At 28.1% G+C, this 16,006-nt stretch carries 11 protein-coding genes; 1 reads left to right on the forward strand and 10 read right to left on the reverse strand.

Going from position 1 to position 16,006, the window contains the following annotated elements; translation table 4 throughout:
* Positions 1-124 precede the first annotated feature (124 nt).
* The 7 genes from AC0B4S_RS04245 to eno all read right to left on the reverse strand — a co-directional run bounded on the left by AC0B4S_RS04245 (position 125) and on the right by eno (position 10,696).
* Positions 125-958: a TIGR00282 family metallophosphoesterase gene (locus AC0B4S_RS04245; RefSeq protein WP_465101849.1), complete on the reverse strand. Its 834-nt coding sequence runs from the start codon at positions 956-958 to the stop codon at positions 125-127.
* Between the two features lie 52 nt (positions 959-1,010).
* Complete coding sequence (gene recA / locus AC0B4S_RS04250; protein WP_465101850.1) at positions 1,011-2,012, reverse strand: recombinase RecA; 1,002 nt, start codon at positions 2,010-2,012, stop codon at positions 1,011-1,013.
* Positions 2,013-2,068: 56 nt separating this feature from the next.
* Entirely contained in the window at positions 2,069-2,752 is a 684-nt protein-coding gene (locus AC0B4S_RS04255) for a ribonuclease HIII (RefSeq protein WP_465101851.1), read from the reverse strand.
* Positions 2,752-3,654, reverse strand: a complete 903-nt coding sequence (locus AC0B4S_RS04260; protein ID WP_465101852.1) for a Cof-type HAD-IIB family hydrolase — start codon at positions 3,652-3,654, stop codon at positions 2,752-2,754. The genes AC0B4S_RS04255 and AC0B4S_RS04260 overlap by 1 nt, the downstream gene beginning before the upstream one ends.
* Before the next feature lie 144 nt (positions 3,655-3,798).
* Positions 3,799-8,133, reverse strand: a complete 4,335-nt coding sequence (locus AC0B4S_RS04265) for a PolC-type DNA polymerase III (RefSeq protein WP_465101853.1) — start codon at positions 8,131-8,133, stop codon at positions 3,799-3,801.
* A gap of 8 nt (positions 8,134-8,141) precedes the next feature.
* On the reverse strand, positions 8,142-9,209 hold the full coding sequence (locus AC0B4S_RS04270) for a phosphatidate cytidylyltransferase (protein WP_465101854.1): 1,068 nt from the start codon (positions 9,207-9,209) through the stop codon (positions 8,142-8,144).
* Between the two features lie 125 nt (positions 9,210-9,334).
* Positions 9,335-10,696 carry a phosphopyruvate hydratase gene (gene eno / locus AC0B4S_RS04275; RefSeq protein ID WP_465101855.1) on the reverse strand — a complete coding sequence of 454 codons (1,362 nt, stop codon included), beginning with the start codon at positions 10,694-10,696 and terminating at the stop codon, positions 9,335-9,337.
* 162 nt (positions 10,697-10,858) lie between these two features.
* Here eno and AC0B4S_RS04280 point away from each other — a divergent pair, with 162 nt between their 5' ends.
* Complete coding sequence (locus AC0B4S_RS04280; protein WP_465101856.1) at positions 10,859-12,031, forward strand: restriction endonuclease subunit S; 1,173 nt, start codon at positions 10,859-10,861, stop codon at positions 12,029-12,031.
* Positions 12,032-12,229: 198 nt separating this feature from the next.
* Here AC0B4S_RS04280 and hinT read toward each other — a convergent pair whose 3' ends face one another.
* The 3 genes from hinT to AC0B4S_RS04295 are packed head-to-tail and all read right to left on the reverse strand — an operon-like array spanning position 12,230 to position 15,952.
* Positions 12,230-12,553 carry a histidine triad protein HinT gene (hinT, locus tag AC0B4S_RS04285; protein WP_465101857.1) on the reverse strand — a complete coding sequence of 108 codons (324 nt, stop codon included), beginning with the start codon at positions 12,551-12,553 and terminating at the stop codon, positions 12,230-12,232.
* A complete protein-coding gene (locus tag AC0B4S_RS04290) occupies positions 12,543-13,784 on the reverse strand; it encodes a HinT-interacting membrane complex lipoprotein P60 (RefSeq protein WP_465101858.1) in 1,242 nt (413 codons plus the stop codon). Before AC0B4S_RS04290 ends, hinT begins: the two co-directional genes overlap by 11 nt.
* Positions 13,784-15,952, reverse strand: coding sequence for a HinT-interacting membrane complex protein P80 (locus AC0B4S_RS04295; RefSeq protein WP_465101859.1), 2,169 nt, complete (start codon positions 15,950-15,952; stop codon positions 13,784-13,786). Before AC0B4S_RS04295 ends, AC0B4S_RS04290 begins: the two co-directional genes overlap by 1 nt.
* Positions 15,953-16,006: the final 54 nt, after the last annotated feature.

Consider the following 16,006-nt stretch of genomic DNA (forward strand, 5'->3'; position numbering starts at 1 on the left):
TTTAGTAATGATATTTAGAAAATATAATAATTCTTTGAATTGTTATAAAAACCAAAAAATTTTTAATATAATCAAACTATATATATTGTTTTATTCATTAAGATAATTAATTATGAATAATAATTTAATAAATCTTTAAATTAAATAAATTTACTTTTTTAATTTTGTTTTGTTTATTTATTAATCCTTTTTTATACAAAGTTAATAAAACAGCATTAAATTGTGTGTTGTTGGAACTAACATAAAACTTATCTCTTGAATCAGGATTAATAATCTTATTTTTTACTTCTTCAACTCTAGCACCAATTGCACTATCAATTGGCCCTGTCATTCCTGCATCTGTTATATAAAGTGTTCCGTGTGGAAGTAAATGATCATCATTTGTTTGAACGTGTGTATGGGTTCCTAAAACTGCATCTGCCTTACCATCAACATGTAATCCAAAAATGTATTTTTCACTTGTGGTTTCGCCGTGGAAATCAATTATATGAAAATCTGATGGTTGTGCTTCATATAATAATTCATCCACAGCAGTAATAAAATTACTGGCACTATTTTCAAGCCATGGATGTCTTAGTTCGTTAAAAGTCTGCCCCATCATTGAAGTAATTCTTAAAGTAAATCCTTTTACATTTACTATTTGGCTGCCAAGTCCTGGATATTTGCTAATCACATTATACGGCCTAACTATATTGCTATTATTTATAATATTATATATATCTAAATTAGCTCAAACATGATTACCCATAGTAAAAAAATCAACACCAGTTTTACAAAGGCGGTTATAGTCATTTTCGTTAAGTCCTTTGCGACCTGTGATATTCTCTCCTTGCGCAATAACATAATCCACATTATGTTGTTTTTTTATTTTATGTAAATATTTTTCAACGGTAACAATTCCTGGCAAACCAAAAATATCCCCAATAAATAAGACCTTAAGACTTTTCTTTTTTTTCATGTTAATAATCATAATACAATTAAATAAAAATAAAAAAGAGAATTTCTCTTTTTTATTTATCTGCTTTGATTTGTTCTAAAGAAGCAAGTATTTTATCCATTATTTCTTGATTTTCTTTAATATAGTCTTTAGCATTTTTCTTACCTTGGGCCACGTTATTTCCTTCATAACTATATCAAGCACCTTTTTTATCCAAAATTTTATTATCAACAGCAATATCTACTAATTCACCATATTTATCAATTCCCTCATTAAAGGAAAGTTCTGTTTGAGCACTTTTATATGGTGGAGCTAATTTATTTTTAATAATTTTAAACTTCACTTCATTACCTGAGATTTCTTTGTCTCCTGAAATTTGTGTTCCTTTACGTACTTCAATTCGAATGCTTGCATAAAACTTTAATGCTCTTCCGCCTGGTGTGGTTTCTGGATTTCCAAAAATTACACCTACTTTTTCTCTAAGTTGATTGATAAAAATAATTGTTGTTTTATTTTTGTTTAAATTACCAGTAATTTTTCGCAATGCTTTAGACATTAAACGGGCTTGTGCACCAATTTGTTGATCATTCATTTCCCCATTTAATTCAGCAAGTGGGACTAAAGCCGCAACACTATCAACGACTATAAGATCTATATTTCCAAGCCTTGCTAAAATATCAACAATTTCTAAGGCTTGTTCACCGGAATCGGGTTGGGATAAAATTAAATTATCAGTATTTACACCAAGTTTACTCGCAAACACTGCATCAATTGAATGTTCTGCATCAATGAAGGCAGCAATTCCACCACGCTTTTGCACCTCTGCAATTGCATGTAATGATAAAGTAGTTTTTCCCGAACCTTCTGGTCCATAAATTTCAATAATTCTCCCTTTAGGATAACCACCAATTCCTAAAATTTTATCAAGGATGTAACTACCACTATGGAATGTATCAACAGTAATATCGTTGACATCACCAAGAAGCATAATTGATTCTTTTCCAAATTTCTTTTCAATTTGTGTAATTGCTGTTTTTATAATTGATTTGTTTAAGTTTGTTGTTTCTTCGGCCATTTTTCCTCCGAAGTATCGTTAAATTTATGTATTACGTAAAACCAAAAAAGAACAAATTAAATTTTAAAATTTGTTTTAGCAACTTTTCATAGGGTAAGATCCCCATGCTTTTTTTTAAACTCTAATACTTTTTCTTTCACCGCTTTGCTCGCTCCAAAGGGAAAAGCAAAATTTCAATCCTTATTTTGCTTTTCCATATATTCTAAAAGGTAATAGCGAGCCAAAATAGATGCACAGGCCACTGATAAATATTTTTGCTCAGCTTTTTGAGTTAAATATATCTGATTATATTTATTATATAAGTTATTAAAATCATCAATAAAACTAAATCTGTGAGCATAACGATGAATTGATTTAGTTGTCGAGTATTGATCAACCACAATTTCTTTATTTACAATTTGATATTTTTTTTCAAAATTTAAAATTGCATTGGTATGAATAAAAAATTTAAGTTCATTAGCATTAAATTTTTTAGTAACCATTGTGTTATAACCTTGTTGTGATAAGACATAGAAAGAGTGTGGTACTTTTAATTTTAACTCCTTGCCTATTTCTTTTATTTTTCTATTTGTTAGTAACTTGGAATCTTTAACTCCAAGTTCTTTTGCTCATTGATGCATTTCCTGTGGTAAAAAAGCACAGCAAGCAACTAAAGGAGTAAAGTAATCCCCTACTCCCGTTTCATCAATACCTAAAATATTAGAAGATAAAATTTCTTCATTTAATTGAAGAAATTTCACTACTCTTCCTCAAATTGTCTAATTCTTTTTCTTTTTTCTGTTGCTTTTTGAATTTCTGCTTCTGGGTTATCTAAAAACTTGTTGATGTATCACCCAACCCCACCATCTTTATTTGTTTTATTAATTCTAACATTCGCATATCTTTTAACATCTTTTGATGCATTTCCCATAGCGACTGAGACATTGGCTATTTTAAACATCGGAACATCATTAAATCCATCTCCAAGAGCAACAATATTTTCTGTTTTTATATCATAATACCTAGTTAGAACACTTAATGCCTTTCCTTTATTAGCCACAATATTAGTAATATCAAAGACTGGGCTTAAACCTTCTCCTTTTGATCAATATGAAAATTCAGCTAAATCACCATATCTTGCTTTAAGATAACATCTTAAAGCTTCAACATCAGTGTCTTTTCGTACATCAAATAAAATACCTGTAGGCATTAAAGGAATTTTATAAAAATCTAAACCAAACTTTAATTTTGGTGCTGATGAAAAACCAAAAACTTTCTCTAAATCTTCATCACGTTTTTCTAGCTGCACTCAGTCAGGTCCTTCAATTGCAATATTAGTAATTTCTTTTTGGACTTTTTCATCACCTAAAATATATAAAGCTTCATTTAGGTTTAAATATTTAATATGTGGAATAAAAGATTTATCACAAGGATTATGGATGTGAGCTCCATTAAAGTTAGAAACAACAGTGTCCAGCCCTAAAGTTTCATAGATACATTGTGTACTTCTTCATGGTCTTCCGGTTAAAATACATACAATATGACCTTCATTTTTAGCTCTTTTAATAGCAGCCATTGTTAAGTCATGTATTTCCCCAGTAGCACTTGAAAAAAGTGTTGTGCCATCTAAATCTATGGCAAATAAATATTTTTCTTTTTGCATAATTTTCTCCAAAGATAAATAACCACCCATCACAATTAAGCAATAAGGTGTTTGCTATATTATAGCATAATATATAAAAAAATAAAATCCAACTGCATTAAGCATTGACTCTGCGTTTTATAGTTAAATAACATTTAGTTAAACTTAAAAAAGCGACATTTGATCTCTTTCGCTTAGTCCCTCTAAAACCCCTAGACGATCAATCTCGGCAAATAACGTTGCATTAACTCCACTACGCTTTTTAAAATCTTCCTTGGTTTGGAATTGCATTTGATCTCTAGCTTGCACTATTTTTTTAGCTACTGATTCTCCTAAGCCCTTAATTGCACTAAAAGGTGCAATTAAGGAATTTTTTTCATAATCAATTACTCATTCGGATTCTAAAGATTTATTTAAATCAATATTTAAAAATCCGTATCCTCTTGCATACATTTCCCTTGCTATTTCAAGAGTAGCGTATAGGTTGCGCTCATTAACTGTTTTTTCTTTTTTGCCTCTTAATTCATCAATTTTGTGAAGCACTTTATATTGTTCGCCTAAAATTTCAATATCAAATTCACTAAGTCTCGTTGTAAAGAATGTTGCATAATATTCTAATGGTTTATAAAGTTTAAACCATGCTATTCTCCAAGCCATCAAAACATAGGCAGTTGCATGTGCTCTTGGGAACATATATTTAATTAAATTCATACTTTTAATAGATCATTCAGGAATATTTTTACTTCGCAATAATTCTTCGTCTGCGCTACTTAACCCCTTACCTTTACGTACATTTTCCATAATATTAAATGAATCTAAGTTTGAAACACCGTTTTTGATTAAAAAATACATAATATCGTCACGACATGAAATAACATCTGAAAGTTTCATTTTCTCTTTTGTAATTAATTCTTCCGCATTACTACTTCAAACATCTGTACCGTGTGACAGGCCAGAAATAGCAATTAAATCAGCAAAACTTTGTGGCTTAGCTTGTGTTAACATTCTACGCACAAAATCAGTACCAAATTCTGGAATTCCATGTGCTCCAGTTTTCTCGCCTCCAATATCTTCAGGTCCAATATTTAATTCCTTTGGTGATGTAAATAATGACATAACTTTTGGATCTTTTGATGGAATATCTTTTTTAACATCTAAACCGGTTAATCTTTCAAGCATTCGAATTGCAGTAGGATCAACATGGCCAAGTAAATCCAATTTTAAAACATTATCATGAATTGCATGGAAATCAAAATGCGTCGTTTTCCAATCGCTATCTTCATCATTAGCCGGAAAGTTAATAGGGGTAAAATCTTCAACATCTAACTCTTTAGGAATAATAATAATCCCGCCAGGGTGTTGACCTGTTGTTCGTTTTACATCGATTATTTTTGAAGAAACATAATCGATGTAATCAGGTGTATAATTTCAATTATAATCCTCAACTGCAGCCTTAACATATCCATAGGCAGTTTTTTCTTGAATACTTGAAATAGTTCCAGCTCTAAAAGTACTATTTTTGCCAAATAAATTTCTTACTTCAGCATGGATAATAGGTTGATAATCTCCTGAAAAGTTTAAATCAATATCAGGAACTTTATCAGCATTAAAGCCTAAAAATGTTTCAAAAGGTATTGAATGGCCATCTTTACCTAATAAAGTATTACAATTAGGGCAATTCTTATCATCTAAATCAAATCCAGATGATGTAAGTGGATTATCTACCATTTCAAAATATTTGCAATTAGCACAAATATAGTGAGGTTCAAGGGGATTAATCTCAGTTATACCTGATAAAGTAGCAACTAGCGAAGACCCAACTGAACCTCGACTTCCAACTAAATACCCATCATCGTTTGATTTCTTTACTAAAATATGTGATATTCAATAAATAACATGAAATCCATATTTAATAATTGGATCTAATTCCTTATTAATTCTTTGTAAAATGACCTCTGGCAAATCTTCACCGTATTTTTCTTTAGCAGTTTGAAATACTAACTCTGGTAATTTTTCTTTTGAATTATCAAATGTAGGAGTATATAACTTATTTTTAATTACTTGAATATTATCCTCAATTAATGAATTTAAGTAATTAGTATTTTTAACTACTATTTCATCAATTAAGTTTACATTTTCTAAAAAAGCAAATTTATCTTTCATTTCTTCAGTAGTTAAATAGCTTAGATCTGGTATTTCCAGTTTATATGCATCTTTATAACTAAATAAAAAGTGTGGGGTTCCTCCAATACCTTTAGAATAAACTAATGATTTGTAAAAAGTTTTATCTTCTGTATTTTCAAATCTAACGTCACCTATTGCAATTAATGTTTTATTTTTTGCTTTTGTTTTATTAACCAAATCTTTCAGTAAGAAATTAATATCATCTTTTGAATATCCGCCAATTGAAGTTTTATGTAAAAAAGCATCAGGATGTGGCAATTCAATATAATCAAATTTTTCAATTAATTTATTTATTTCTGAATCTGATGAATATAATAAAGAATCAATTAAAGGGCTTTTTAGACCCCCAGATCCATATAGTAAATTATTTGTTCTAGGCAAGTCGTCTCAAAATAATTTAGGACCATTAAAGTGCCTTTCAGTTGAAGCAAGTGAAACAAGTTTAAATAATTCTTTTAAACCCGCTTGATTTTTCGCTATTACACTTATCTGGCTATTACTCGTATTTATTTTTTTAAAATATTCAAAGCCATTTGGTAAATAATTATTTAAGGACACAAAATCATAAATACCTTGATTTTTTAGTTTTTCAAAAGCTTTTATTAAAGAATTAGCTAATACATATGCATCATAATCGGCGCGGTGGGCCACATCTGAGTCATAATCAATACCCATGGCACTTGCAAAATCTCCAAGGCGGTGCTTTTTATTATCAGGTGACACACATCTTGAAATCATTAATGAATCAAGATACACAGTTTGAGGCGGCTCAATATTAGACTCAATGAATTTTTGAACAATAAAATTCATATCAAATTTTGCATTGTGTGCAATTGCTGTTCTATTATTCAAAATTTTATAAATTTTTGCAAGAGCTCCATCCAGTTCTAAACCTTGTTTCTTTAAAATCTCATCAGTGATCTTAGTTAATTCAATAGTAAATTCACTAAGTTTTTGTTTTGCTTTAATAAAGAATTGAATCTCTTCAACAATGCTACCTTTTTCTATAATAGTTGCACCAAATTCAATTATTTCTCCTAATTTTGGGGAAAGGTTTGTTGTTTCAATATCAAAAACAACATATGTTTCATCCATAATATTTTTATTATCAAATTCAGTTAAAAATATCATATTGTTTTTAGAAATGACATCAAAAGAAACACCATAAATTGGCTTAATCCCTGCTTTTTTTGCGGCTAATGCAAACTTTGGATAAGCTTGACAGCTTGTTGAATCTAAAATTGCAACTGATTTATGTCCATATTTTTTAGCAATTTGTACAATTTGTTCAGCATCTAAAAGTCCATCCATTGCATTCATTTTGCTTTTAGTATTGAATTCAATTCGCTTTTCAACATCTAAATCTTCTTTGAAATTTTCTTGATTCTTTTCAATTACTTCAATTTTATCAACTCTAACATTTTTTGATTTTTGAAATGAATTTGAATTATGGTTTTTTAAATTATAAATTCCCTGTACTTTTACATTATTTCCCACACTTATTAATTCAGGATTTTCTTCATTAGTTATAAAGTGAACTAATGAAGTAGCATCCTTTTCATTAGTAATTTTATATTTGTGGATTCTAGTTCCATTTCTTTCGTATAACTCATTTTTATAAATAGTTCCAGTAAATGTAACTGGTAAATTATCAAAATCATTATAGTCTTTAAGTTGATCTAACTCAATTAATCTGTAAGAGCGATTAAAATTGTTACTAAATTTATTTCGGGCATTTTTTTGAAATTCTTGTATATTTGTACCTTGTTTCACAAATAAATCAAATTGTGAATTAATATAATCTTGATTAGTTTGAATATTTAGTTTTAAATCAAATTTGTCAAATAAAATTTCTACTTGCACGTTGCCCAGACCAAAACGTGGAAAATTATTATTTAAAAAACTAACAGCATTTTTATATTCCAATTCATATTCACGATTGGTATATTTTAAAACTCATTTACTTTTATCATGACTATAATAAATATCATTTTGTTTATTAATTAATGGATGAATATTTTTAAAATTGGCAAAAGCACCAAGAAAATGATAAATATAATCACGAAAAATCTCTTGCTCTTGATAGTAGTTTTGAACTTCATATGTTAGAGACGAAAATAAATGTCTGTTTTGTTCAATATGATAAACAAATTGCAAGAACTCACGTATATCAGGAACTCTTTTCAGTAAAATCTTACCGGCTATTAATCCATTATCATTTCTAGCATCAATAATTGAGACATCTTCTAAAGTTATTAAAAAAGGTAATTTAATACCTTTGGCCAATTTATCAAATGCTCTATCACTATAATTCATAAAACCTCCTATAAAATCGCTGCTAAAATAAATAACAGTACAAATACAAATGCGATACTATCAATTCGATCTAACATTCCGCCATGTCCTTTTAAAATCTTAGAAAAATCTTTAAGATCTAAGCGACGTTTTAAGTATGAAAAATATAAATCACCAGTTAATGCAAAAGCTGGTGCAAAGATTATAAAGTTTGCAATTCCGAGAATTTTAAGATGAAATCCAGTTGTTTTATAAATAAATATTATTCTACTAATTAAATCATTTGAAGAAGTATTTTCATTATTTTTGAAGATAAAATAGTAAAAAATTGAAAATGCAAAAATGGTAAATATCCCTGATAGGATTCCAGCAATTGCCCCTTCAATTGTTTTATTTGGGCTAATTGCTGGAGCAAGTTTTTTAACAAAGAATTTTCTTCCAAAGAACATGCCGCCAAAAAAACCTCCTATATCATGAGCAGCTGGCACTATAATACAAAGTAAAATATAATAAAGTCCATCTGGTATAAGATGTAATAATAGGTAAGTTCTAAATAATATCCATATAACTAAATAACTTGCTATAAATAATAAAATATTCTTAAAATAGTTTTTATATAATATTTGGTTTGGTGTTCTTTTTAATACTAATATTTTTATTAGTGGATATGAAAATAATGGTAATAACAAAATCAAAACAAGTAATGGAAAAAATCTAAAATCAAGGAAAAACAAATAAGGTAAAAAATCTATTGCAATATATTCTCCAATAATCTTGCCTTCTCCTTTTGCGGCATAATAATGAACGCCTCAAATAGGCAATGCAATTGCCATAAATAAAGCTTGAAGTAATGCTGCTTTTTTATCTTGTATAAAACCATTGGCAAGTTCATAACAAATTCAATAGCCCACACTTGTTATTAGTAAAATTGCAAGTATATATAGAGGAATATATATATTATCCTGTAAACTGTTCCCAGCCAAATAAAATACATAATGGTTAAACCCTAATAAAAAGATTAAGAAAATAACCATTATAATCGCAGGAATAATGCGAGTGTTAATTAATTTTTTTTTACTTTCACTTGTTCAATTCATACTAATATTATAATAAAAAAATAAAATAACTTTGTGAATAGTTATAATTATGAATAAATATTTGGACTATTCAACACAATTCATTAAAAAACATCTTGCTTTAAGCAAGATGTTTTAAATATTAACTATTTTTCTAAGTTATAAAATGATTTCGCACCTTGGAATTCTGCTGATGAGCATAATTCTTGCTCAATTGCTAATAAACGGTTGTATTTAGCAATACGGTCTGTTCTCGACATTGAACCAGTCTTAATTTGACCAGCATTCATAGCTACTGCAATATCTGCAATAGTAGTGTCTTCTGTTTCTCCTGAACGGTGTGAAACAACCGCTGTCATGTTTGCTTTTTGAGCCATTTGGATTGCATCAAAGGTTTCAGTTAATGAACCAATTTGGTTTACTTTAATTAAAATTGAGTTCATTGATTTTTCTTCAATAGCACGTTTTAAGATTGCTGTATTTGTAACTGTTAAATCATCACCAACGATTTGAACCTTGTGACCAACTTCTTTTGTGAATTTTTTAAACCCTTCTCAATCACTTTCTGCAAAACCATCTTCGATTGAAATAATTGGGTATTTATTGATTAATCCTTTAAGGTATGTAATCATTTCGTCAGTAGTGTAAGATAGTTTAACATCTTTAAGTGATTCAAATCCTGGTTGTTTAGTTTCGATAGCTTTCTTTAATTTACCAAAAGTATAAACACCATTTTCATATAATTCACTTGATGCACAGTCCATTGCAATTGCAACAGCTTTTTCACCTGAAGTAGCTGGTACATAACCAGATACTTTAATAGCTTCAACTAAGAAATCTAAAGCTTCTTCATGTGATTTGAAGTTTGGAGCAAACCCACCTTCATCACCAACTTGAACACCGTGTCCATTCTTTTTAAGTAATTTAGCTAAATTGTGGAATACAAAGTTAGCCATTTGTAATGATTCTCTAAGTGATTTAGCTCCAACTGGCATAATCATGAATTCTTGAAAATCAATTGTGTTTGAAGCATGTTCTCCACCATTGATAACATTTAACATTGGAACTGGTAATTGGTGTGCATTAAACCCACCTAAGTATTTGTATAATGGTAAATCTAATTCATTAGCTGCTGCACGAGCTACAGCTAATGAAACTCCTAAAATAGCATTAGCACCTAATTTAGATTTTGTAGGTGTCCCATCTAATGAGATCATTAATTGGTCAATTTTACGTTGTTGAGTAACTTCATACCCAACAACTGCTGGTGCAATAATGTTATTAACATTGTCAACTGCTAACATAACACCTTTACCACCAAATCAGTTGTTTTCGTATTTTGATCCTTTATCTCTTAATTCAAGAGCTTCCCTAGATCCTGTTGATGCTCCTGAAGGAACCATAGCAGATCCGTATCCACCTAATTGTGTATAAACCTCTACTTGCACAGTAGGATTTCCACGTGAGTCTAACACTTCACGTGCATGAATTTTTTTAATTGCTGACATTTTTCTCCTTGCTTATATTTAGTGTATTTATATATTATTGTTTGATTTGCTCAATTATACAATAAAACTAGTTATTTTATATAAATCTAATTAAATAATATTGATAATAGGCGGTGGAATATTTTCTGCTAAAATTAATTATTATATATTAAAGGAAACAATATGAATAAAGTTGAAAAGTTAATTAATGAATTGTGTTCAGGTGGTGTTGAATATAAAAAACTTTCTAATTTGGGCCAATTCTTTGGCGGATTAACAGGTAAATCTAAAAATGATTTTACTGATGGGAATTGTAATTTTATAACATATATGAATGTTTTTAAAAATCCTTCTGTGCGGCTAGATTTACCCGATAAAGTAAAAATATTCCCAAATGAAAAACAAAGAAAATTAGAATATATGGATGTTATATTTACTGGTTCTTCAGAAAATCCTGATGAGTGTGCTATGTCGTCAGTAGTTACTGAAGAGCCAAATACAAATTATTATTTAAATAGTTTTTGTTTTATTTGAAGAATTGAAAACAAAACAATCTTTAACCCTCATTTTTTAAAACATTTGTTTAGATCAGACAATTTAAGAAGACAATTGTCAAAAACAGCTTCTGGAGTAACAAGATATAATGTTTCTAAAAAACTAATGGCAAATATAAATATTCCCCTTCCTCCCCGCGCGATCCAGGATGAAATTGTGAAAATTCTTGATAATTTCACAGAACTTACCACAGAACTTAAATACCGTAAGCAACAATATGAGTATTACAGAGATAAATTATTAACTTTTGATGATTCAAAAGTTAATGTTGAGTATAAACCACTAAAAGAATTATGTTCAATAACAACAGGTAAATTAGATACAAAAGAAAAAGTTGAAGATGGATTATATCCATTTTATACATGTAATATTACTCCATATAAAATAGACAAATTTGCCTTTGATGCCGAAGCAATAATAATTGCTGGTAGTGGCAGCCAGCTTGCACATGTACATTACTATAAGGGTAAATTTAATGCTAATCAACGAACATATGTTTTACAAGGATTTAAAGACGTTAATTCATTATTCTTAATGCATTATTTAAAAACATATTTAAGAGATTATGTTTATAAATTTACAATTAATTCAGTAATACCTAATATAACTTTGCCAATTTTGCAAGGTTTTTCAATCCCCCTTCCTCCTCTTCCAGTCCAAAACCGTATTGCAGAAGTCTTAGACAATTTTGAGAAAATTTGTCATGATCTCAAAATTGGCTTGCCAGCTGAAATAAATCTTAGAAAAAAACAATATGAATATTATAGAGATAGATTGTTAGGTTTTAAAGAATCAAAATAGCAACAAACTAATTGTTGTTGCTATTTTAATTAATTCTTATATTTTGTTTGAATTATTTTAATTTAAATTTTAATATTTAATACATAAATAATATTTTTAAAGCAAAGTAGTGAGGTTCACATGTAAATATTAACTTATTTCTTTAATTTAGTACAATATACTTTTTAACAAACCCAGCTTATTAAAAAGCTGGTTTTGTTATTTATAGGGAATAATATGCACATGGGTATGGAAAACTACTTGCCCAGCACTTTTTCCAGTATTTACTTGTAATTTAAAGCCTGAACAATTGTATTCTTGAATATAGTTATTAGCTAATTTACGAGCCATTAACATTAGATATACATAATCTTCTTCATTATTTTTTAAAATATTCTCATCAGTTACCTTAGGAACAACTAGAAAGTGACCTGGTTGCACAGGATTAATATCATAAAAAGCAATTATTCTTTCATCTTCATAAACAATATTCGCAGGTATTTTTCTTTCAATAATTTGAGTAAAAATACTCTTATTCTGCATATTTTAATCCTTGAATGGCTTTTTTAAGATTTTCATCTTCAACTGTTAATTTAATTTTATTTCCAAGCCTGACAAAAGCGTCTACAGCTTGTTCAAATAAATTATTATCATAATCATATAATGCGGTAGTTAATTTAATTAAATCTTTAATTAAATAGGTGCCTTCTAAGGTTAATTTTTTAACATTAATCATTGGTTTTTCACTACGTTCTTCTTGCTTAGGATTTTCAATTTCATAATCCTTGCCTAGAGGCAACAACCAACTAACATAGGTTACTAAAATAGAGTTACTCCCACTAGTAATTGGTAAAGCTTCAACTAATGTTTCATCATCATTAACTTTAATTAAGGTTTTTTTAGAATAATCATAAAATCCGTTAGCTAGTGTTTCAGTTGTATTATTCTTTAATGCATTTAATTCAAAATTAAAATTTAATGAAGAAGCCTCTAAGCCTTTATAACCGCCAATTTTACGTTCATATTCCCTATTAGAAAATAAAACATCATCATTAGCTACTTCTTTTGCATCAAATGATTTAAGAGATATAGCAGTATAATCGGCAATTTTATTGATTGTTTTTACAGATGAAGTAAATAAATCATTTTCACTAGTACTTGAATGTGTTCAAGTTTGGGTAAGTCTTTTATTTACTAAATAATCAATTAAAATGAAGTTATTTAGATCATAATCATCTTTTCTTGATTGATACTGGCTTGCATACACTTTTTCTAAATCTTCTTTTTTAGAAATTGTTAGATATTTATTAACTAATAAATTTTGTTCAACAGTTAATTTAACCTTTGATTCTTTAATATTATAAAGAATCAAGAATTGTTCCATTGTTATATTTGGATAATATGAATTAAGCAAACTTTTTAAATCATTATATTGAGTTTGATTAATTAAACCTTTAGATAATAAATCACTAATTTGTTTTGGGAGATATTTAGTATCTTTTTGGAATTGATTTTTTAAAAATGTTTTATAAGCTTGGAAGGCATCTTCTTTATATTTAGGATTATTAATATTTTCAGATTCTGAAACACTATATAAAGATTTTAAGGTGTTATCTAGCCATAAAGATTGCACAACATCTTTAACATTCTCACCTGAAAATAATTTATCTTGAGCTATTTTTTTATCAGTATTAACATCCCGACCACAAGCCACAGCTACAACAGGAATAAATCCAAGAGTTGAAAAAGTTAATAATTTTTTAAGTGCTTTCATTAGTTATTTCCTTTCTCAAAATACTTTTGAAATTCTTGTTCAGCTAACTCAAAAGCATTTTTAGAGTTGTTTAGTTCTACTGATGCTTTGTCAGATCCTAAATAAGCAACTCTAATTACTCCATCTACATTTTTAAAGTTAAGATTTGTAAGTGAATTAACTTTGTCTTTAATATATGTATCAATTTTTTCATATAAAGTTAATTCATTTTTTAATTTAAGACCATTTCTAACTGATGATACTTCATCTTTAAATTTACTAATCAATTCATTGGTATATATATTATTATCGTGATTTTTCTGTGTTAATAACCAACTTACAAATTCAAGGTCATTTAATTTATCCAATACTAATAATTCTTTTGATTTGTATGCATTTAATTTTTCATCAAATTTGAAGTATGAAGCATTTCCGCCAGCAATATTAACTAAATCATTAGTAATATATTCTTTAAACTTCTCAATTGTATCAAGATGTTCATTTGTAAAGATTGCTATTCCCCCAGGAGTTAAAATTAAAGATTGTTCTTGTTTATCTTTAATTTTATAAACTAAAGAATTATATGTATTGCTATTAACTTTAATAGCAAAAACATCACTATATTTTGTTTTAATAACATCATTAAATTGTTCGCTAGTTAATTGTGCAAAGTAACGATCAATTAATAAGTTTGCTTCTTCCAATTTATTAGAAATTAAGTTGAACCTATCATTTTGATTACCTTCAGTTGCATTTGTTGCTAAATCCTGTGCTTCTTTAATCAAATTAGCAATTTCTTGTTCAACATTAGGGTTAAAACCACTAGGCATACTAAATACTTGTTTTAAATCAATTTCTTTAAAATTATTTGAGTTTTTAAGTAAATTATTTGCAATTGTTCCAAATGAAAGATCAATATTATTGTTGATTAAGTCACTCATACTTGAAGTTCCTAGGAAACCTAAAGAACTATCAGAAGTTAGAGTTAATGCACTTAAATACGTTTTATATCTTGAAGTTTCTTCTTTAAAAGCATCTAGTGTTTGATCTTTATTGGTATAAAGTCCATATTCACTTGGTTTTTTAAAATTAAGTAATAAATCAATATTTTGACTTACTTTTATATTAGAATTACCATCCTTTAAAACTGAATATTTTAGATTATTAATATATTTTTGACGAGCAGTTGTATCTGTTAAGCTAAAACCAAATCGAGAATCAGAATTAACAACACCAGGTAATAAAACTGAAGTTGGGATTAAAACATTGTTATTGTTAAAGTAATTTCTAATTACATTATCCGCAGGGATTAAATCAGTAATATATGATTTAGTTTGAAAAAGTGTCGCTTGAGTTGGATTGCTGGGTTGAATAAAGTAATTTACACCTTCTTTGAAGTGTGGAAATACTTTATCACCTTGGTTAAATAAAACAACTGCTTGGTTATTTGCGTCTTTTACAGGATTTCCATTAGCATCAATTTTATAAATTGTTTTCTTAGCTGTTTTATTAATAAAATCTAAACTTACGGTTTTTACTTCTACTTCGGAAGATCTAAGCGCAGTTGATTCAATTTCTTTAAATGTTAAATATTCAATTGCATCTTCTTCACTAGTGCTCTTCCCATACTCATCAGTTAACAATCTTTCTTTATAAACATTTTCTCATGTTGAATATCCATACGTTGTTTTTAAATTATTTTTAAGATCGTTAATTTTCTTTTTCTGATTTTCTTTAATTTTGTCTAGTGAACTAAGTTCAATTGATAAATTTGCATTTTCATTATTGCTAAGTGAACTATTAACAATTTCTTGGTATTGTTTTGAAGCTAAAACTTCCTTTTCATACATGTAGAAAATAACTTTTTTATAAGTATCATCAAATTGTTTTGAATAGTCTGTGTCGTTTGTTTGTAATTTTTTTGTTAAATCACCAATTGAAATATTTAAATTATTATTAAAAACAAAAGCATTCTCACTATCTTTTTTTGGTTCAATATAATTTACTTTAGTAGTATTGATAACTAAGGGAACTGTAATACCAGTTATAATCATAGTTGCTAAAGAACCCAAAATTGTATAATTGATTCAATTACGTTTTGTCTTTCTGCTTAATTTTTTATTTTTTTCATCAAAATTATCATTTAACTCTGATAAACGTTCAAAAAATGATCTTTGTCTTTTTGCCATTTGTTCTCCTATCTTAAAATTTGGCATTTTATTATTAAGCCACTTTTTTTATAA

Source organism: Mycoplasma sp. 6934 (assembly GCF_055523595.1).